The organism is Planifilum fimeticola, assembly GCF_003001905.1.
Lineage (GTDB): Bacteria > Bacillota > Bacilli > Thermoactinomycetales > DSM-44946 > Planifilum > Planifilum fimeticola.
Genome location: NZ_PVNE01000039.1, coordinates 1 through 19,405 on the forward strand (window position 1 = coordinate 1; position 19,405 = coordinate 19,405).

The window sequence follows — 19,405 nt, forward strand, 5'->3', positions numbered from 1 at the left end:
TGGGTTCGTCCTGAACATATAAAAACCTTCCTTCGGAATTGTTTTATTCCGAATTCAACAAAAAAGGCTGTTGACCCTTCTTTGTCAACAGCCTCAGCCGCATCCGTTAGGATGCGGCTCGGGAAAGCCTTTCCGATGCATCGTCATTCACCAGATGGGCGGCTGCCTCATATGATTGGAGAGGGAAGACCTGAGAAGGAGGCATTTCCATGTTTTTTCATGTGAAAGAGTTGCAGTACGAGGCCAAACCCGAACGCCCGGATCCGATCTACGCCAAAAAATTGCAGGAAATCCTCGGCGGTCAGTTCGGAGAAATCACCGTCGCCATGCAATACTTGTTTCAGGGGTGGAATTGCCGGTGCAAATCGAAATCGAAATACCGGGACCTGCTTCTCGACACCGGCACCGAAGAGCTGGCGCACATTGAGATGATCGCCACCATGATCGCCCGGCTGTTGGACGGCGCCCCCGTCAAGGATCAGGAGGAGGCGGCCAAAAACCCGGTGATCGAGGCGGTGATGGGCGGGATGAACCCCCAGCATGTGATCGTCTCCGGCTTGGGAGCCACTCCGACGGACAGCGTGGGATATCCCTGGAACGCGCGGTACACCATTGCCAGCGGCAATTTGCTCGCCGATTTCCGGGCCAATCTGAACGCCGAATCCCAGGGGCGACTGCAAGCGGTCCGGTTGTGGGAGATGACGGATGACCGCGGCGTCAAAGACATGCTCTCCTGGTTGATCGCCCGGGACAACATGCATCAGAACCAGTGGATGGCCGCGATCAAGGAATTGGAGGCCTGCGAAGGAGGCAAGGTGGTTCCCACCACCTTCCCGCGGGAGTACCAAATCAACGAAGTGGCGTACACCCTGTTCAATTTCTCGAAGGGCAACGAAAGCGCTTGCGGCCGGTGGGCGTACGGCACCGCGCCGGACAAGAGGGGTACCTTCAATTACGTCGAGCATCCCAAGCCGCTTGCCCCGAAACCCGTGCTGCCCCCCGCCCCGCCTCCGGTACACGACACTCCCTGCCCCTGCACGAAGTGATCGGCCGGTTCCGGGAGGGTGCGGCGGCAGACGCACTTTGCACGGGACGGGAGGAAGGATGCCTTCCCCCGCCCGTGTTTTTGATTGCATCTTCTGCACCGTATTTTTGTTCGAAGTTCTGTGACCGGATCCTTGAGGGCGAACTTTCAGAGTTGACAATTTGTCAAACAAGTTCTATACTGCAGTGAACAACGCCCAGTTTTCAGGCGGAGTTCGAGGAGGAATCGAGATGAGCCGAGTTGAGATTGAGCAGGGTTATTTCGGTCAATATGGGGGAAGCTTTGTATCTCCGGAACTGCAGGAAGTGCTGGACCGACTGGCGGAGCAGTTTGAACGGCACAAGGACGATCCGGATTTCAAAGAGGAATACCTTTATTACTTGCGGGAGTACGTCGGCCGCGAAACTCCCCTGACCTACGCCCGGAATCTGACGGAACATTTGAAGGGCGCCAAGATCTATTTCAAGCGCGAGGACTTGAATCACACGGGTGCGCACAAGATCAACAACGCGATCGGGCAGATTTTGCTGGCCAAGCGGATGGGAGCCAAACGGGTCATCGCCGAGACAGGCGCCGGTCAGCACGGGGTGGCCACGGCGACCGCCTGTGCCATGTTCGGCATGGACTGCACCATCTACATGGGCGCGGAGGATACGAAGAGACAGGCGCTGAACGTGTTCCGGATGGAACTGTTGGGGGCCAAAGTCGTTCCCGTGTCCAAGGGGCAGGGAAGATTGAAGGACGCGGTGGATGAGGCCCTGGCCGATTTGGTCGCCAACTACGAGAATACCTTCTACCTGCTGGGTTCCGCCGTGGGACCGCACCCGTTCCCGTCCATGGTCAAGCATTTCCAGTCGATCATCAGTGAAGAGTCGAAGCGTCAAATCCTGGAGAAGGAGGGGCGTCTCCCCGACGCCGTTATCGCCTGCGTCGGCGGCGGAAGCAACGCCATCGGAGCCTTTGCCCACTACCTGGAGGACGAAGGGGTGCGGTTGATCGGCGTCGAACCGGATCAGGCGGCCACGCTGACCGAAGGAGTGCCCTCCGTGCTTCACGGCTTCAGAAGCCTCGTTCTGTTGGACGAACAGGGGAATCCGCGCCCCACCTATTCCATCGCCGCCGGACTGGATTATCCCGGCATCGGACCGGAGCACAGCCATCTGAAGGAGACGGGACGGGCCGAATACGTCACCGTCACCAACGAAGAAGTGCTGGAGGCGTTCCAACTGTTGGCGAAAACGGAGGGCATCCTGCCGGCCCTGGAGAGCGCCCACGCTATTGCCCACGCCATCCGGCTGGCGCCGACCCTGGAGAAGGATCGGATCCTTCTCGTCAACCTCTCGGGCAGAGGGGACAAGGATGTGGAACAGGTGTTTCAGATGTTGAACAAGCGGGGCGAGGGCGCTTGAAATCGAGGGTGTGAGGCGTCGGGTTCAACGGATGCATCGTATGCGGAATTCCGAGGTTTAAGGGACGGGATGAGAGCGAGGTCCATTCGGCCTCGCTTTTTTTTTTTCAAGGGGGGATGGGGTTGACCATGAGCGATCGCTTGCCGCTTTGAACGCTTCGACACTCCACGGATGGACTCAAGGGAACTAAAGACTGATCGAACGCGGCGGGCGATCCCTAGGACGGGCATCCGCGTCTGCTTCAAAACCGTAGGCATGTGAAAGGAATAGATAAAGAGAGAGGCAGTTTTACGATCTCGCTGTCATGTCAAGTCGGTATAAGCGTGACCGATCACCACGAGGGTGCTCAAGACGAATGGCTTCCGAATGTCAATCATCGATTCCCGTTGATCTCCTTATCCGACGTGGTTTCCTCGAAGCCAATGCCCATGATTTTCCCTCCAATCCGCAAAGGAGAGCGGCAGTTTGACGGATGGCGAAAATTCAGCAGTGGAAGACCGGGTGTGGAACATTTACCATCAACGGTTAGACGTTTATATTCACCCCCATGCCCTGCCTCTCCAACCATCCGCACCTCTCATTGTTCTTGCCCTTTCCCTTTTCTAACCGTCTATTTTATGTGATTTGTTGAACAAATAGATGGTTGTTTCATGAATGGGCACAAGCGGTTTATGCACAAAAATAAGCTGACAGACCCGTCAGGCCCCGCCTGCCGAAGCTTTTCGAGCCGAGTCTCTCATGAGGTTTTCTCCGCCCGGATACCATGAGGTGAATTTTTTCGCCGCTTGTCCGATTCGAACGGGTTTGGGCCTTCGGGGCGAGAACACGCCGACCGGCAATCCGCTTTGCATGAATGGGGTAAAGATGATACAGTCTTTTTGAGCGTGGGAAGATATACCAATCGAAAAATCGGGGGTTTTATCATGAAAAAATCCAACCGTCTGATCCGTGAAAAATCCCCATATCTCCTGCAACACGCCCACAATCCGGTGGATTGGTATCCCTGGAGCGAGGAGGCCTTTGAAAAGGCGAAGCGGGAGGATAAGCCGATCTTTTTGTCCATCGGCTATTCCACCTGCCACTGGTGTCACGTCATGGAGCGGGAGTCCTTCGAGGATGAAGAGGTGGCCCGGATGCTCAACCGGGACTATGTGGCGATCAAGGTGGATCGGGAGGAGCGGCCCGATGTGGATCACGTCTACATGACGGTGTGTCAGGCGATGACCGGCCAGGGAGGGTGGCCCCTCACGGTGATCATGACGCCGGAGAAAAAGCCTTTCTTTGCCGGGACATACTTTCCGAAAAAAAGCAAGTACGGGCGGATGGGACTGATGGAAATTTTGGAGCGCGTCGCGGATGCCTGGAAACAAAGGCGGTCCGAACTCCTTCAGGCGGGGGACCGGGTGACGGAGGCGGTCCGGGGGTACATGAATTCCGCGGGAAGGGGGGAGTTGTCGGAGGCGGTTTTGAAGGAGGCGTATGAACAACTGTCCGCCCAGTTCGACGAGCGATACGGCGGTTTCGGCCAGGCGCCCAAATTTCCCCGCCCCCATGACTTTCTCTTTTTGCTGCGCCACTTTAAGCGAACCGGGGAGAAGAGGGCCCTTAAGATGGTGGAGAAAACCCTGGAGGCGATGCGCCGGGGCGGAATCTACGATCATCTGGGATTCGGGTTTGCCCGTTATTCGGTGGACGACCGGTGGCACACGCCCCACTTTGAAAAGATGCTCTATGACAATGCGCTCCTGGCCGTCGCCTATCTGGAGGCTTACCAGGTGACGGGGAAGGAGACCTATTCCCGGGTGGCCCGGGAGATCTTCACCTATGTGCTGCGGGACATGACGTCGCCGGAGGGGGGATTTTATTCGGCGGAGGATGCCGATTCCGAAGGAGAGGAGGGAAAGTTCTACGTCTGGACGACGGAGGAGATCCGCGAGGTGCTGGGGGAAGAGACGGGCGCTTTGTTTTGCGAGTGTTACGATGTCACCGATGCGGGCAACTTCGAGGGGAAAAACATTCTGCACCGGATCGATTTCTCCCCTTCCTCCGTCGCCGCCCGGCACGGCATGAGCGTGGATGAACTGGAACGGATCCTGGAAGAGGCGCGCGGGAAACTGTTCCGGGCGAGGGAGCGGCGCGTTCGCCCGCACAGGGACGACAAGATCCTCACCTCGTGGAACGCCTTGATGATTGTCGCTCTGGCCCGCGGGGCGAGGGTATTGGGGGAGACGAGATATGCCGATGCCGCGGAAAGGGCTGTCCGCTTCATCCTTCAGAAGATGCGCCGGGAAGACGGGAGGCTCCTGGCCCGGTACCGGGACGGAGAGGCGGCCATTCCGGCCTATCTGGACGATTACGCCTTTCTCGCCTGGGGGCTGATGGAGCTGTACGAAGCCACCCTGCGGATCGATTATCTGCGCCGCGCGGCGGATCTCACCCGGGAGATGATCCGTTTGTTCGGGGATAAAGAGGAGGGGGGATTTTTCTTCTACGGTTCGGACGGGGAGAAGCTGCTCACCCGCCCCAAGGAGATCTACGACGGGGCCACTCCTTCCGGGAATTCGGTGGCGGCGTACAACCTGATCCGGTTGGCCCGGCTGCTGGCCGATCCCCGGTTGGAAAAGGAGGCGGAACGGCAGCTTACGGCCTTTGCCGGCACGATCCGGCAGGCGCCGGTGGCCCACACCTTTTTCCTGACGGCGGTGCAGTTCGCCCTGGGGCCGACCTGGGAGATCGTGGTGGCCGGTGGTCCTAAGCAGGCGGACACCCGGCAAATGCTGGACGTGGTGGGGCGGTTGTTTTTGCCGGAGGCGGTATGGGTATACCGCCCCGAAGGACCCGCAGCGACGGAGGTGGAGAAGCTCATCCCCTATGTCCGGGAGCACCGGGCCCTGGGCGGAAAAGCCGCCGCCTACGTCTGCCAAAATTATGCCTGCCGGGCGCCTGTGACGAATCCGGAGGCGCTGCGGGAAGTCCTTGAAAAACGGGAGTAAGGACGGCGGTCCCGGTTTCCGAAGGAAACCGGGATTTTCGTTGCCGATTCGGGATCATTCGGAGCCGGCGAGCTCTTTCCAAATCCGGAAAGGTTCCAGATACCCTTCGACAGGGACGGTATGAAAGGGAATGGAGCGTTCTTCGGGCGGTTTCCGGATGTCTTCATGATAGTGCGCGAGGCCGTCGGGATAACCGGCCTGCAGCAATTCCCGCGTGGAACAGGCCACATAGACGGCTTCGATCCCCGTCCAGTAGATGGCGGCGGTGCACATGGGACAAGGTTCGCCGCTGGCGTACATGATCGTCCCGTCGAGCCCGCTCGCCTGCAAACGGCGGCACGCTTGCCGAATGGCCTGGATCTCCGCGTGGGCGGTGGGATCCCTCAACGCGGTCACCTCGTTGACGCCCCGGCCGATCACCTCCCCGTTCTTCACGATGATGGCGGCGAAGGGGCCGCCGCGGCCGCTGCGGACGTTTTCGGAGGCCATGTTGACCGCCTGTTTCAACCAGTGGCGATGATCCATGTCGGTTCCCCCATTTCGTTGACATGTGGGCTTATTGGTCATTTTATCCAATGTGGACAAGCTTGTAAATTTTCGTTGCCGGGTCCGATCGTCGCGGGTTCAAAGCGGCTCCCGGCGGTGACAACGGATGGACCTCGCCGTTTATTGGAATGATAAAAGCCCGGAGAGGAAAAAATTTCTGTTTATGTGAAACCATTTGGTTTTATATAATCAAAACGAAACCAAATGGTTTCATATTTAATCGGATCGGGAGGGTTTAAAATGGAAAATCAACGCAAATTGCCGGCGATTCGCCAGACCGTGCTCTTAAACGCCCCCATTGATCGGGTATGGAAAGCCGTTTCCACTTCGGAGGGCATCGCCGCCTGGTTCATGCCCAATGATTTTCAACCGGAAGTGGGCAGCACCTTCACATTGCAGACGCCCTTCGGCCCGTTGCCGTGCGAGGTGTTGGAGTTGGATCCGCCACATCGGCTGGTCTTCTCCTGGGATACGTCCGGGTGGCGCGTCACCTTTGAATTGAAGGAACGGGGAGGGCAGACGGAGTTTACCCTTGTCCATGACGGGTGGGGTGCCCCGGAAGAGATCATTCCGAAAGGGCGGGACACGAATGCGGCCATCCGCGATCGGATGGACCATGGTTGGAAGGAGATCGTGCAGGTTCGTCTGCGCAACTACGTGGAAGGGTAATTCTTTTCCTGTCGCGGACGAGATCCGCTCTCCGCTTTTTCTGCAGGGTCGTTTATTATGGTAAGGGACGGGTCATGGGGACCTCCGCACGGATTGTTCCGGATTCGGGCCGACAAGGAAGGAAAGGCAGGGGAAGCAGCATGACCACTTCCACCAAGCACGATGTGTTTCAGGCGATCGCCGACCCCACCCGGCGGCAGATCCTGAAACTGCTGGCGGAACAGGAGATGCCCGTCACCAGGATTGCCGGTCACTTCCCCGTGAGCCGCACGGCCGTATCCAAACACCTGCGCGTTTTGTCGGAGGCGGGATTGGTCACGGAAAGAAAAGAGGGGCGGGAAAAACGGTACCGCCTTCGATCGGAGCCCCTTCTGGAACTGAAGGAGTGGCTCTCCTATTTCGAAGGGTTCTGGGAGGACCGACTGGCCCGGCTGAAGGACATGGTCGAATCCGACGGGGATTAAAAGAAGAAGGGATGGAGTCGACGGAGAGCTGTTTTAAAAGCCAAGAAGCGCGGGCGTACGAATTTTCCGCCGGGTGAAGGACTCTTACCGCCGGCCGGACGCGTCCCGGAGCAGGGAGGGGGGTGTGCCTTGCGCACACCCCCCTTTGGTATGGATAAGGACATCCCGCGGACTTTACCCGCGGGATCCGTCGGTGCCGGATCGCTGCTTTAGACGGACAAGGGAATGCCCTTTCCCTGGTCGCCGGAGGAGCGCTTGGTTTCCTCCAGGGTCTTTCGCACCCTTTCCCTGAGGGGGGGCCGCAGGGTCTGCATGATCCATTCCAGAAACAGCTCCCGCTTTTCTTCGCCGGTCAGAAAATAGCGATCCCCGGCCGTTTCGCGGGCCCGTTTCGTCACTTCCTGCAGGGTGAGGGCGGCCGCCACGGAAATGTTGAAACTTTGCACGAAGCCCACCATGGGGATGTAAAATTTCTGATCCGCCAGTTCGGCCGCTTCCTCCGAGATTCCCCGGTGCTCGTTGCCGAAAAGCAACACGGTAGGCCTGGAGAGGTCGATTTCCCCGATCGGGACCGCATCGCCCCCGAGGTATGTGACGCAGATCTGGTATCCCTCCGACCTCAGCTCCCCAACCGCGCTCCGAAGGTCCGGGTGCTTTTTGATCGTCAGCCATTTATGGGATCCTTGGGTGATCTTTTTGTTGGGGTGAAAGGGTTTGTCCCCCTCGACGACGGAGATGTTCTGCACCCCGAAGGCATCCGCCGTCCGCAGAACGGCTGCCTGGTTGTGTCCGTCATCGATCGCTTCGAGCAAAACGGAAATGTATCGGGTCCGTTGATTCAACACCCGATGCAGGCGCATCAAGCGTTCGGGCAGGATCATATCCGAGATCCAACGCTCTTCTTCCCTAAGCAGACCGGTATGAATCAGCCTTTGAATAAACTCCTCAGATCTTGCGGTTTCCCGCGCAGACGGTCGCAACTTCTATCCCCCTCTCCGCCCAAGGTAGTGATGACTGATCGGGTCGAATAGAAGCGTGATCACTGATACTTTACCACGTTTTCATCCCGATTTCTTCCACATGAATTTTACATTTTTTTCAAGATGGAGGCATGCGCTGAACTCTTTAGGGCCAGGTGCCATTATGGCATATCTTTGAGATCTTTTTCAAAGGGAATGCCACAGAAATCTGTGAGAAATTTGCCAATCATGGTACCATGGATCTGTCGCTGAGAAAAATTTGAAAAGGAGGGGATCGCGGCGATGAGTCGGGACTCAGGCAATGCGAGCACTTTGATCGATTTGTTGGGAATCGAACCGGTGGAGCTTTCGCCGGATCGGGTGGTGATGAAGATGCCCGTCGATTCCCGCCATCATCAGCCCTACGGCCTTCTCCACGGGGGAGCGTCGGTGGTTCTGGCCGAAACGGCGGCCAGCTACGGAGCCTATCTGAACTGTGATCCGGAGAAGGAGTATGTGGTCGGACTGGAGATCAACGCCAATCATGTCCGTTCCAAGCGGGACGGAACCGTGACCGCCGAGGCGACGCCCCTTCACAAGGGTCGGTCGACGATGGTGTGGGATATCCGGATCTGCGATGAGGCGGGAAGGCTGATCTGCATTTCCCGCTGCACCGTGGCGGTCGTGCCGAGATCGTCCGGCGGAGAAGGAAAGGATTAGGCGTATCCCTGAGAAACATCGGTATAGGAAAGCGCATAGGGTATTGTAACCATCATTTTTCTGTTGTATATTAAACAAGGCAAAACTATCAATTATATCCATTTCAGTCAATTTAGGATGACTTGAACGACCCCTCGCTGTTCGCGCGATTTTCAGAATCGTTTGGAGGGAAGAGCCCCGTTATGTGCGGATTTGTTGCCTTGCTTCATAAGAAACAAGTGCCTGTCGAAATCGAAACCGTCAAAAAAATGACGAGGGTTGTCCTCCATCGGGGACCGGACAGCGAGGGCTTTCATCTGGATAAACGGGTCGGTCTGGGATTTCGACGGTTGAGCATCATCGATCTGGAAAAGGGAGAACAGCCCCTGTGCAACGAAACCGGGGAGATTTGGATCGTTTTCAACGGGGAGATCTACAATTATCAGGAGCTGCGGGATTGGCTGGAGCAAAAGGGACACCGGTTCAAAACGGATTCGGACACGGAAACGATCCTCCACCTTTACGAAGAGATGGGCATGGATTGTCCGCGGTTTCTGAGAGGGATGTTCGGATTTGTCATCTGGGACGGACAAAAGGATCTGCTGTTCGGGGCCAGGGATCATTTCGGGATCAAGCCGGTTTATTGGACGGAGACCTCCGAGGCCTATGCCTTCGGTTCGGAGATCAAGTCGCTGTTGGAGCTCGACGGGGTTCCCCGGGAGGTGAATCCGGTCTCCTTCCATCGCTACCTCACTTTCCAGTATGTTCCCGACCCGGACACGATGTTTCAAGGGATACACAAGATTCCCCCCGCCCATCGATTCCTGGTGGAAAAGGACAAGTTGACCGTCGCTCCCTATTGGACCGCGCAGTTTCTACCGGAACGGGATCACACCATTTCCTACCATGTCGAAAAGACGAAGGAGGCATTGGCGGAGTCCGTCGCCAAACACCGGGGCAGCGACGTGCCGCGGGGGGCCTTCTTGTCCAGCGGCGTGGATTCCTCCGCGATCGCCGCCCTTCTGAGCAGGCATGAAGAGGTGAAAACCTTCACCGTCGGGTTTGACGTGGGCGGATACAGCGAGCTGGAAATCGCCCGCCGGACCGCCTCCAAACTGGGGACGGATCACCATGAATTGTTGGTGAGCTCCCGTCGGTATTTGGAGGAACTTCCCCGCCTCGTCTGGCATCAGGACGAACCCGTGGCCGATCCCTCGGCCATCGCTCTGTACTTCGTCGCCCAGCTGGCCAGCCGCCATGTGACGGTGGTTCTCTCCGGGGAAGGGGCGGATGAATTTTTCGGGGGATACAACATCTACCGGGAGCCGGAGGCGCTCCGGATGTTTTCCCGCATCCCCCGCTCCCTCCGCGGGGAGCTGGGGAAGATGGCCGCCCGCCTGCCGCGGGGCATGAAGGGGCGCGGCTTTCTTCTTCGCGGTTCCAAAACGGTGGAGGAGCGGTATTTCGGCAACGCCTTCATTTTCGACGAAGATCTGAAAGAAAGAATCGTTGCGGATTCCACCGCCCTCAAGGATCACCATCCCTGGGAAGTGACGTGGCCCATTTATTCTCGGGTGGACGCCATGGATGACGTGACGAAGATGCAGTATTTGGACATCCACACCTGGCTGTGCGGAAACATCCTGATGAAGGCGGACAAGATGACGATGGCCAATTCCCTGGAGCTGCGGGTGCCGTTCATCGATTGCAAGGTATTTGAAGTCGCTTCGCGAATTCCCGCGGAATACAAAATCAGGGACGGAACGACCAAGTGGGTGTTGAGGGAAGCGATGAAGGATGTTCTCCCCGAGGAGATCCACTCCCGCAAAAAGCTGGGCTTTCCGGTGCCCATCCGCCACTGGTTGAGGAAGGAGTTTTACGCCTGGGCGAGGGAAAAGCTGGCGGGCGGCCGCGTGGATCATTGGATCAACAAGGCGGAGGCCGCCCGCCTGCTGGAGATGCACAAGGACGGCCGGTTCGACTACAGCAGGCAGATCTGGACGCTGTTGATCTTCATTCTGTGGCATGAGATCTACATCGAGCGGTCCGTTCGGTTTCATCCCCATGTCGGTCCTCATGTGTTTGAACGTCGTCAGAAAAACCTTCGGACCAAGACGGGTTGAGCACAAAGTCGAAGCGAGATGAAAAGTCGGTCCCCGCGGGGCCGGCTTTTTTTGCGGTGGCGTTCCCGAGCGGGGGTGCGGACTCAGACGAAGAAGAAATTGGAAAACGGACCGGGGTGAAAAAACACCTTTACCTTTGGCAGAGAGTAGATTATAATAATTATAAATAAGTTTCACGTAGCCAAAATGTTTGATGGTGATAAAAATAATAATAATCATTATCATTTAGCGTGCTACCCGTCACCGGGTAGCATGCCCGTTTCAGGGAGAGCAATAATGATTATCAATTGAAGGAGGCGGTGAACGCCGTGAACGGATTGGCCAAGACGTGTTCGGAACCGTCGGTGTTCCGTCCCGTTGAAGGACCGGAAGAAGAGCGGGAGAGTGTTTTCATACGCTACGGCGAGGGAATTGCCGCAGCCGTCTGCGGGGCGTTGACCCTGGTTGCCTGGCTGGGCGAGTCGACGTGGGGATGGGTGTCAACGCTTCTGTATGTGCTGGCGTATGTCATCGGAGGATATGCCAAGGGGAGGGAGGGGATTCTCACCCTTGCCCAGGAGCGGAAATTGGACGTCAATCTCCTGATGATCATCGCCGCGGTGGGTGCCGCGGCCATCGGCTACTGGCTGGAAGGGGCCGTGCTGATCTTTATCTTCGCCTTGAGCGGCGCCATGGAACAGGTGGCGGAAGGGAAGAGCCGGAAGGATTTGTCGTCGCTGATGGAGATGAAGCCGGAAACGGCTCTCCGGGTGGACGGACAAAGGCAGCAGGTGGTTCCCATCGAGGAGCTCCGCGTTGGGGATCGCGTGTTGATCCGCCCGGGAAGCCGCATTCCCGCGGACGGCAGGGTGATCGAAGGGCGTTCCGCGGTCAATCAGGCCTCCATCACCGGTGAGTCCCTGCCCGTGGATAAAGGGGAGGGGGACGAGGTATACGCCGGAACGATGAACGGAAGAGGGTCGCTGTTGGTGGAGGTAACCCGCCTCGCCGATGATAGCCTGTTTTCAAAGATCATCCGCCTCGTGGAGAAGGCCCAGAGCGAGGTGCCGCACTCGCAGCAGGTGATCGAGCGGATGGAAAGGTGGTACGTCACCTCCGTGCTGGTGGTGACGGGAATTCTGATGACCGTACCTCCCCTTCTGTTCTCCTGGAACTGGAGCGACTCCTTCTACCGGGCGATGGTTTTCCTGGTGGTGGCCTCTCCCTGTGCCGTGATGGCTTCGATCATGCCGACGGTCCTGTCGGCCATGTCCAATGGTGCGAGAAAAGGAGTGCTCTTCAAGGGGAGCATGGTTTTGGAGGGGCTGGCCGGCGTTAAAGTGGTGGCCTTTGACAAAACGGGAACGCTGACGGAGGGGCGGCTGCAGGTGACCGACGTGATTCCCGTCGGCGAACATGGCGAAGAAGAGATTCTTCGCATCGCCGCCACCATCGAGAGCGTCTCCGAACACCCCATCGCCCAGGCGATCGTCGCGCAGGCTCGTCAGCGGGGCATGGAAATTGAGCGTCCCACCCGCTTTGAATCGATGACCGGCAGCGGGGTTGTCGCCGAATGGAAAGGTGGAACCTGGAAGGCCGGTAAACCCGCCTTTGTGACGGACGGAGAGTGGACCGGGGAAAACGGCCGGATCATCGGGCGGTTGGAGAAAGAGGGAAAAACCGTGGTCGGGATCGCTTCGGAAAGGGGTGTGGTCGGCTGGATCGCCCTGCAGGATCGGATTCGTCCCGAAGCGAAGGAAGCGGTGTCCCGTTTGAAGCGCATGGGAATCCGGGTAGTGATGCTCACGGGGGACCGTCGCAGCACGGGTGAAGCCATCGGCGCCCGGGTCGGGGTGGACGAGGTGCATGCGGAATTGCTTCCCGAGGACAAGGTGCGGATGATCAAGGAGTTGGAGATGAAGTACGGACGCGTGGCCATGGCGGGGGATGGGGTGAACGATGCTCCGGCATTGGCGACGGCTTCCGTGGGAATCGCCATGGGCCGGGCGGGCACCGATGTGGCCCTGGATGTGGCCGATGTGGTGCTGATGAACGATGATCTGGACCGGGTGGCCACGACCCTCTCCCTGGGGCGGCGGTCCCGGACCGTCATCGTACAAAACCTTGCCTTTGCCTCCCTGGTGATCTTCTCCCTGATCCTCGCCAACTTCGGCGGGCACATCTCCCTTCCCTTCGGGGTTGTGGGCCACGAAGGAAGCACCATTCTGGTGATCTTGAACGGCCTGCGGCTGCTGCGATGAGGAGGAACGGGACGGCGAGGACGTTTTTCCGCGCGGAGGAGAATTGCCGATTCCCATTGTGATGGCCATCCGGAAGGGAGCTGCTGAGGGACTATCCGCAAAGCCTGGGGACCGGGAACCGGGAGGACGATTTTCCTTCCTGACTCGGGGTCGCACGACGGAAATCATCCCGCCTGATGCAGTCACAACTTGACCGGCTCCGGAGGGGGAGCCGGCCTTTCCTTTTTATAGGGATGCACCGATCACTTGGGGGCTTTTCCCTTGTGACTGTTGAAGGAGACGAGGCGTCCCGATGTGTGGACGATGCGATACGGATGGTTCTGATACTCCTTCTCAGCCAGCAAGGCCAGTCCTTTTTCGCGGGCTTCCACGTCGTTTTCCGCCTGCAGGGGCTCATCGAACAGTTTTTTTCCTTCGTCGTCGAAGACGGTTACGTGATACACAACACATCCCTCCCGTTGAAAACTATTATATCACGGGTCTTTTTCCGTCGCGTGCCGCAAGCCGAGATCCAAACGACGGAAAGAATCACCTGAAAAAGGAACGCCCGGTGGAACCGGGCGCAGTTTTTGATCAGGCCATGGCGGGTTTCGATAAAATGGTCCGGATCTGGTTCACCAGCAGGTCGACGGCCACCTGGTTGTAGCCCCCTTCCGGGATGATCAGATCCGCGTACCGTTTGCTCGGTTCGACGAACTGCTGGTGCATCGGGCGCACCGTCGTCAGATACTGCTGGATCACCGAATCGAGGGAGCGCCCCCGGGACTTGACATCCCGTTCGATGCGGCGCAGGATGCGAATATCGGCGTCGGTGTCGACGAAGACTTTGATATCCATGAGTGCGCGAAGTCTTTCATCCTCCAAAATGAGGATCCCTTCGACGATGATCACATCTTTGGGCGCCACCGCGACGGTTTCCCGGGACCGGGTATGTTGGGTGTAGTCATATACCGGCTTTTCGATGGGCTTCCTCTCTAGCAGCTGGTTCAAGTGCGAAATGAGGAGATCGTGGTCAAAGGCGAGCGGATGGTCATAGTTGGTTTTTTTCCGCTCTTCCATCGGCAGATGGGATTGGTCCCTGTAATAGGCGTCCTGCTCGATGACGGCGACGCACCCTTCGAGACGATCACAGACATTGCGGACCACGGTCGTTTTTCCGGATCCGCTTCCGCCGGCCACGCCGATGATGACGGGTCGTTTCATGGTCCGATTCCTTCCTGTCGGTTTCTCCTAAAGGATATACCCCCAGCATCGTAGCAATTTTACCGGGAGTTTTCAAGGCGGTCGATTAGCGTCGGCGTTTTTGATCGATGGGAAAACTTCGCCTCGCAACCGGCGAAAAAATGGCGGAACCGATTTCCAACGGTTCCGCCCGGTGAAGGCAGATTATTGTGGGGTCTTTCCGGTGGAGATGGCGAGTCGGTTCCAGGCGTTGATCGCATTGATGGCCATGATCAGGATCACATATTCCGTCTCGTCAAAGTGCTTCCGCACTTCTTTATACACTTCCTCGGGAACCCCGTCCTCGTGAATCCGCGTGACCGCCTCGGTCAAGGCCAGAGCGGCCCGTTCCTTCTCCGTGTAAAAGGGAGCTTCTCTCCAGGCATTCAGCAAATAGATCCGCTGTTCCGTTTCTCCGAGCTTTCGGGCATCCCGGGTGTGCATGTTGAGACAGAAGGCGCAGCCGTTGATTTGAGATGCTCGGATTTTTATCAATTCATACAGCTGATGATCCAGATTTTGACGAACGAAGTTTTCCAACTGCATCATGACGGTGTACGCATCTGGACAGGCTTTTTGTGGGTCGAAACGCATTCTTTCCCCTCCCGAATTATCTTTGTGGAAGCCGCTCCTTATAAAAACCGCCGGTCGTTCGATGAATGCAGGAAATCACCACCTTTATATGTATTGGAGATAGATATTATCCATAATTGAGAGTAAAAAAATTACTTGTCATAAGCGTTTCGAAACCATTCTCTGGACGCGGTCTTTATGTTTTCCGGCAGCTCTTGCTCCAGGGTTTGCTTCAGCCACATCAGGTTTTTTTCCTTCAGGTAGTCCCGCATCTGTTGTTCGGCCTCCAACATGATTCTGTTGATGTGGCAGGGGGCCGACTTCAGAGAGGGGGGCATCCCGTTTTCCCGATAGAGGATGCATTTGTCGAGAATATTTCTGCATTGGAAAATGGGTTTCGGCCCTTCAATCGCCTCCACCACATCCCAAAAGGAGATCTCCTCGGGAGGTTTTGCCAGTTCGTAACCACCCTTTACTCCCGGGGTGGAACGGACAATCCCGGCTTTGGCCAGCCTGGAGAAGATCTTTGAAAGATAGGACTCGGAGGCTCCCTGGAAGGCGGCCAGCTCTTTGATCCCGATGGGCTGATCGACGGGGGGATCAACGAGATGGACCAAACAGTGCAAGGCATATTCAACACCGATGCTGTAATGCATGTCACCACAACTCCGACACTATTATGGATAATATCTATCCATAATATACATTGCGTCTTTGCCGATGTCAATGAGCATTGCCGGGGATGCAGACGACGGGCGGCTCGATTTCCATGCCGGACACACAATTGCCCCATCCTTTTGTGAAATATATCACAAATGTTTTTTTGAACTTCTTTTATACTGAAAGTGTGAAGGGGATCCGCTTCACAATTCAAAATCGGGGGCTGAGCAACCATGCTCCGTTTTTTGCGGGAAAGCGCTGTAGCCAGCTTTGTGTTGTTGGTGATCAGGCTGTATCTCGGGTATGCGTGGTTGGCGGCAGGCTGGGAAAAAATTGTGGGCGGATTTGATGCTACGGGATTTTTGCACGGTGCGATCGAGAAAGCGGTTGGGGAACATCCGGCCGTTCAAGGATGGTGGGCCGCATTCCTGGAAGGTTTTGCGATAACGAACGTGGAATTGTTTAACTTCCTTGTGCCGTGGGGGGAATTCCTGGTCGGTCTGGGATTGATCCTCGGCTGTCTCACCACCGCCGCAACCTTCTTCGGAATGGTCATGAACTTTGCATTTCTGTTCAGCGGCACCACCAGCACCAACCCGCAGATGCTTCTGCTCAGCATCTTCATCATCGTCGCGGGTGCCAATGCCGGCAAGATCGGACTCGACTACTATCTCCTTCCTTATATCCGAAAACTGACCGCTCAAATCTTTCATACGCCGAAACGACCCCTTCGGACCTGAGGATGAAAAACAAGGGTCGATCTTACATGTTGGCGGCGCCGTATCCTGCGGGATGCGGCGCCGCTTTTGCCTGGCAGATCTTGCGGCGGGAAAGGGTTTGAGGCCCGCCCTCTTTTGCGGAAGCGACGGATTTTCCGCCGCAATCTTCGGACGATCCAACAAAGGGATGAAGAATGAAGGTTGTCATGGGCTGTGGAACAGACTATGATTGACAGGGGTAATTCATTGCGGGCGGTTAGGGAGGGAACATCATGGATCGACTGTTCGGGTTGAAGGAACGGGGAACGACGGTGCGAACCGAGATCCTCGCCGGCATGACCACCTTTCTGACGATGGTGTACATCGTGGTGGTGAACCCGTCCATCCTCGAGCAGGCGGGGATGGATTTCGGCGCCGTTTTTGTGGCGACGGTGTTTGCTTCCGTAATCGGTACGCTGATCATGGGATTGTTTGCCAACTACCCGATCGCCATCGCCCCCGGGATGGGTCTGAACGCCTATTTCGCTTTCAGCGTGGTGGGACAGACGGGCGTTCGTTGGGAGACGGCGATGGGCGCCGTACTGGTGGCCGGCGTCATTTTTCTCCTTCTCAGCGTGACTCCCTTCCGTGAAGGGTTGATCCGGGCGATTCCGGACAGCCTGAAGCACGGCATCACGGCGGGCATCGGGCTGTTCATCGCCTTCATCGGGCTGAAGTCCGCAGGCGTGATCGTGGGAGATAAAGTGAATCTGGTGGGGCTCGGCGATATGCACGAGCCGATGACGCTGCTCAGCCTGGCGGGATTGTTCGTCACCCTGGTCATGATGACCCTCCGGGTTCGCGGGGCGCTGTTTTTCGGGATGGTTTTCACCGCCTTTTTCGGCTGGGTGTTCGATCTGTTTCAACTGCCGGAGAGATGGGTGACGATGCCGCCCAGTCTGACGCCCACGCTGGGCAAGGCGATTGTGGCGATCCCCGACGTCTTTGCCCAGGGGCTTTACGCCGTCATCTTCGCCTTTCTGCTGGTGACCCTCTTTGACACGACGGGAACGATGATCGGCGTGGCGGAGCAGGCCAAGCTGATGAAAAACGGCACGTTTCCCCGGATGCGGTCGGCCCTGCTGGCGGATGCCGTCGGGATGACCGCCGGGGCGGCCATGGGCACCAGCCCCACCAGCGCCTTCATCGAATCCTCCTCCGGAGTGGCGGCCGGAGGGAGGACGGGACTGACGGCGGTGGTGGTGAGCATCCTGCTGCTTCTCACGCTCTTTTTTGCTCCCGTGGTGCAGGCGATCGCCGCGATGCCGGCCATCACCGCCCCGACGCTGATCATCGTGGGATGCTTCATGCTGGGGGGATTGAAGAAAGTGGCCTGGGACGACTTCGATGAGGCGTTTCCGGCCTTCATCACGATGTTGAGCATGCCGCTCACTTTCAGCATCGCCACGGGGATCGCCTTCGGGTTTATCACCTATCCCTTGCTTAAGCTGGTCCGCGGCCGCTTCCGGGAGATCCATCCGCTGATGCTCCTGTTCATGATTCTCTTCATTTTGCAGCTGGCGTTTTTGCCGGAGTAAACGCTGATCGCCCCCGAGAAGCCGTTTTTTCGTGAACACCACAACGCCGTGGTGTGCGAAAAACGGCTTTTTTCATTGGAGGGGAGGGATTGATGAATCGGGCAAAAAGAGATATACTCGTGACATGCAAAAATAAAAACCAAACGAATGTTCGTATACGGGAGATGGAGAGTCATGGCCAATCAGTGGTCTCAAGGCCGGTTCCGGATCCTCCTGGTGATCACCGCTTTGACCGGGATGACCCAGGGCCTGTTGATTCCCCTGCTGACGACGCTGCTGGAGCAGAGGGGAGTCAGTTCCAGCATTAACGGGTTGAACGCCGCTTCCTTGTATGTGGGCATGCTGTTGACGGCCCCCCTCGTCGGAACGGTGGTTCGGAGGCTCGGGTACAAGCGGGCGATTCTGAACGGACTTTTGGCCACCGCCTGCTGCGCGTTCCTGTTTCCGCTGTTTGACGGCCCCCCCGTGTGGAGCGTTTTGCTTTTCTTGGTCGGGGTGGGGGATTATCTGCTCCACTTTTCGACGCAGTTGTGGGTGACATCCACCAGCCCGGCCGAGTCGCGCGGACGGCACATCACCCTGTACGGGTTTGCCTTCGGGGCGGGATTCGGCCTGGGGCCGCTGGGGATCAATCTGCTCGCCTGGGGATTGTGGGTTCCCTTTTCCCTCATGGGAGCGTGCCTCCTGACGGCGGTGCTGCTGTCTTCGCTGCTGGACCATGGGAAGCTGCCGGCGGATGAGGGGAAGGAAAAAGCGCGCATCGGAGGGAAATGGGCGGACATCTACCGCTGGGCCCTCGTCGCCTTGTGTCCCGCTTTTTTATATGGGTTTCTCGACGCTTCGCTGGCGGCCAGTTTTCCTGTATACGGACACCGGGAGGGGTTGGGCACGGGGTGGATTTCCGTGCTGCTGAGCGCCTTCGTTTGCGGGGGGCTGATCATGCAAATGCCCCTCGGCATGCTGAGTGATCGGTACGGGCGAAAAAACGTGCTCGTGACGATCTGTCTGCTGGGAGGGTTGGGAATGGCGGCCGTTCCCTTCTTTACTGGGCAGCCGGTGATTCTGCTGGTTCTGTTCAGCCTGATCGGGGGACTGCTGGGCTCCCTCTATTCCCTTGGCTTGGCCTATCTGGCGGACATCCTTCCCTCCACCCATCTGCCGGAGGCGAATGCCATCGCCGGCGCCCATTTCAGCGTGGGAAGCATGGTCGGGCCCTATGTGGGCGGACTGCTCATCCACCATATCGGAGGGGGCAGCCTGTTTTACGCCATCGCCACGGCCTTCTTCACCTTTGTGCTCCTGGCTTTCGTTTATCCGGTTTCGGTGGGGGCGGACCGCCGGACCGGGAAAGCGGCATAGCTTACACGAGAAATTCAAGTGGAAAAAAAAGACGACCCGGTCGATCCGGGTCGTGAGGCTGTTGACAAAGAAGGGTCAACAGCCTTTTTTGTTGAATTCGGAATAAAACAATTCCGAAGGAAGGTTTTTATATGTTCAGGACGAACCCA

At 57.3% G+C, this 19,405-nt stretch carries 17 protein-coding genes; 11 read left to right on the top strand and 6 right to left on the bottom strand.

What is annotated here, in order from left to right:
- Positions 1-209: 209 nt before the first annotated feature.
- The 3 genes from CLV97_RS16575 (at position 210) to CLV97_RS16585 (ending at position 5,447) form a co-directional block, all read left to right on the top strand.
- Positions 210-1,046, top strand: a complete 837-nt coding sequence (locus tag CLV97_RS16575) for a manganese catalase (protein ID WP_106346645.1) — start codon at positions 210-212, stop codon at positions 1,044-1,046.
- Positions 1,047-1,275: 229 nt separating this feature from the next.
- Positions 1,276-2,454: a tryptophan synthase subunit beta gene (gene trpB / locus CLV97_RS16580; RefSeq protein WP_106346646.1), complete on the top strand. Its 1,179-nt coding sequence runs from the start codon at positions 1,276-1,278 to the stop codon at positions 2,452-2,454.
- Positions 2,455-3,377: 923 nt separating this feature from the next.
- Positions 3,378-5,447, top strand: coding sequence for a thioredoxin domain-containing protein (locus tag CLV97_RS16585; protein WP_106346660.1), 2,070 nt, complete (start codon positions 3,378-3,380; stop codon positions 5,445-5,447).
- Positions 5,448-5,501: 54 nt separating this feature from the next.
- Here the strand turns inward: CLV97_RS16585 and CLV97_RS16590 are convergent, their stop codons facing one another.
- Entirely contained in the window at positions 5,502-5,972 is a 471-nt protein-coding gene (locus CLV97_RS16590) for a nucleoside deaminase (protein WP_106346647.1), read from the bottom strand.
- Positions 5,973-6,233: 261 nt separating this feature from the next.
- Between CLV97_RS16590 and CLV97_RS16595 the strand changes: the two genes are divergently transcribed.
- Complete coding sequence (locus CLV97_RS16595; protein WP_106346648.1) at positions 6,234-6,662, top strand: SRPBCC family protein; 429 nt, start codon at positions 6,234-6,236, stop codon at positions 6,660-6,662.
- A 140-nt stretch (positions 6,663-6,802) separates the two neighbouring features.
- Complete coding sequence (locus tag CLV97_RS16600) at positions 6,803-7,126, top strand: ArsR/SmtB family transcription factor (protein WP_106346661.1); 324 nt, start codon at positions 6,803-6,805, stop codon at positions 7,124-7,126.
- Positions 7,127-7,335: 209 nt separating this feature from the next.
- Here the strand turns inward: CLV97_RS16600 and CLV97_RS16605 are convergent, their stop codons facing one another.
- Complete coding sequence (locus CLV97_RS16605) at positions 7,336-8,106, bottom strand: TrmH family RNA methyltransferase (protein ID WP_245891680.1); 771 nt, start codon at positions 8,104-8,106, stop codon at positions 7,336-7,338.
- A gap of 282 nt (positions 8,107-8,388) precedes the next feature.
- On the opposite strand from CLV97_RS16605, the gene CLV97_RS16610 reads away from it, so the two are divergent.
- The 3 genes from CLV97_RS16610 to CLV97_RS16620 all read left to right on the top strand — a co-directional run bounded on the left by CLV97_RS16610 (position 8,389) and on the right by CLV97_RS16620 (position 13,147).
- Positions 8,389-8,805 (top strand): PaaI family thioesterase, encoded by a 417-nt coding sequence (locus CLV97_RS16610; protein ID WP_106346650.1) that lies wholly within the window; start codon positions 8,389-8,391, stop codon positions 8,803-8,805.
- A 182-nt stretch (positions 8,806-8,987) separates the two neighbouring features.
- A complete protein-coding gene (asnB, locus tag CLV97_RS16615; RefSeq protein WP_106346651.1) occupies positions 8,988-10,907 on the top strand; it encodes an asparagine synthase (glutamine-hydrolyzing) in 1,920 nt (639 codons plus the stop codon).
- Between the two features lie 299 nt (positions 10,908-11,206).
- A complete protein-coding gene (locus CLV97_RS16620) occupies positions 11,207-13,147 on the top strand; it encodes a heavy metal translocating P-type ATPase (protein ID WP_106346652.1) in 1,941 nt (646 codons plus the stop codon).
- 242 nt (positions 13,148-13,389) lie between these two features.
- Here CLV97_RS16620 and CLV97_RS16625 read toward each other — a convergent pair whose 3' ends face one another.
- From CLV97_RS16625 to CLV97_RS16640, 4 genes are all read right to left on the bottom strand, one after another.
- Positions 13,390-13,590 (bottom strand): YhzD family protein, encoded by a 201-nt coding sequence (locus CLV97_RS16625; RefSeq protein WP_106346653.1) that lies wholly within the window; start codon positions 13,588-13,590, stop codon positions 13,390-13,392.
- 130 nt (positions 13,591-13,720) lie between these two features.
- Positions 13,721-14,350 carry a uridine kinase gene (gene udk / locus CLV97_RS16630; protein ID WP_106346654.1) on the bottom strand — a complete coding sequence of 210 codons (630 nt, stop codon included), beginning with the start codon at positions 14,348-14,350 and terminating at the stop codon, positions 13,721-13,723.
- Between the two features lie 183 nt (positions 14,351-14,533).
- Positions 14,534-14,962: a carboxymuconolactone decarboxylase family protein gene (locus tag CLV97_RS16635; protein WP_106346655.1), complete on the bottom strand. Its 429-nt coding sequence runs from the start codon at positions 14,960-14,962 to the stop codon at positions 14,534-14,536.
- A gap of 131 nt (positions 14,963-15,093) precedes the next feature.
- Positions 15,094-15,597, bottom strand: a complete 504-nt coding sequence (locus tag CLV97_RS16640; RefSeq protein ID WP_106346656.1) for an RrF2 family transcriptional regulator — start codon at positions 15,595-15,597, stop codon at positions 15,094-15,096.
- 237 nt (positions 15,598-15,834) lie between these two features.
- Here CLV97_RS16640 and CLV97_RS16645 point away from each other — a divergent pair, with 237 nt between their 5' ends.
- The 3 genes from CLV97_RS16645 to CLV97_RS16655 all read left to right on the top strand — a co-directional run bounded on the left by CLV97_RS16645 (position 15,835) and on the right by CLV97_RS16655 (position 19,256).
- Entirely contained in the window at positions 15,835-16,341 is a 507-nt protein-coding gene (locus CLV97_RS16645) for a DoxX family protein (protein WP_106346657.1), read from the top strand.
- Positions 16,342-16,592: 251 nt separating this feature from the next.
- Entirely contained in the window at positions 16,593-17,897 is a 1,305-nt protein-coding gene (locus tag CLV97_RS16650; protein WP_106346658.1) for an NCS2 family permease, read from the top strand.
- A gap of 174 nt (positions 17,898-18,071) precedes the next feature.
- Positions 18,072-19,256 (top strand): MFS transporter, encoded by a 1,185-nt coding sequence (locus CLV97_RS16655; RefSeq protein WP_170070589.1) that lies wholly within the window; start codon positions 18,072-18,074, stop codon positions 19,254-19,256.
- Positions 19,257-19,405: the final 149 nt, after the last annotated feature.

What these genes read in the sequence shown, in the direction of transcription:
- CLV97_RS16575 (WP_106346645.1), top strand. Translation starts at nt 210, where the DNA reads ATGTTTTTTCATGTGAAAGAGTTGCAGTACGAGGCCAAACCCGAACGC.
- trpB (WP_106346646.1), top strand. Translation starts at nt 1,276, where the DNA reads ATGAGCCGAGTTGAGATTGAGCAGGGTTATTTCGGTCAATATGGGGGA.
- CLV97_RS16585 (WP_106346660.1), top strand. Translation starts at nt 3,378, where the DNA reads ATGAAAAAATCCAACCGTCTGATCCGTGAAAAATCCCCATATCTCCTG.
- CLV97_RS16590 (WP_106346647.1), bottom strand. Translation starts at nt 5,972, where the DNA reads ATGGATCATCGCCACTGGTTGAAACAGGCGGTCAACATGGCCTCCGAA.
- CLV97_RS16595 (WP_106346648.1), top strand. Translation starts at nt 6,234, where the DNA reads ATGGAAAATCAACGCAAATTGCCGGCGATTCGCCAGACCGTGCTCTTA.
- CLV97_RS16600 (WP_106346661.1), top strand. Translation starts at nt 6,803, where the DNA reads ATGACCACTTCCACCAAGCACGATGTGTTTCAGGCGATCGCCGACCCC.
- CLV97_RS16610 (WP_106346650.1), top strand. Translation starts at nt 8,389, where the DNA reads ATGAGTCGGGACTCAGGCAATGCGAGCACTTTGATCGATTTGTTGGGA.
- asnB (WP_106346651.1), top strand. Translation starts at nt 8,988, where the DNA reads ATGTGCGGATTTGTTGCCTTGCTTCATAAGAAACAAGTGCCTGTCGAA.
- udk (WP_106346654.1), bottom strand. Translation starts at nt 14,350, where the DNA reads ATGAAACGACCCGTCATCATCGGCGTGGCCGGCGGAAGCGGATCCGGA.
- CLV97_RS16635 (WP_106346655.1), bottom strand. Translation starts at nt 14,962, where the DNA reads ATGCGTTTCGACCCACAAAAAGCCTGTCCAGATGCGTACACCGTCATG.
- CLV97_RS16640 (WP_106346656.1), bottom strand. Translation starts at nt 15,597, where the DNA reads ATGCATTACAGCATCGGTGTTGAATATGCCTTGCACTGTTTGGTCCAT.
- CLV97_RS16645 (WP_106346657.1), top strand. Translation starts at nt 15,835, where the DNA reads ATGCTCCGTTTTTTGCGGGAAAGCGCTGTAGCCAGCTTTGTGTTGTTG.
- CLV97_RS16650 (WP_106346658.1), top strand. Translation starts at nt 16,593, where the DNA reads ATGGATCGACTGTTCGGGTTGAAGGAACGGGGAACGACGGTGCGAACC.
- CLV97_RS16655 (WP_170070589.1), top strand. Translation starts at nt 18,072, where the DNA reads ATGGCCAATCAGTGGTCTCAAGGCCGGTTCCGGATCCTCCTGGTGATC.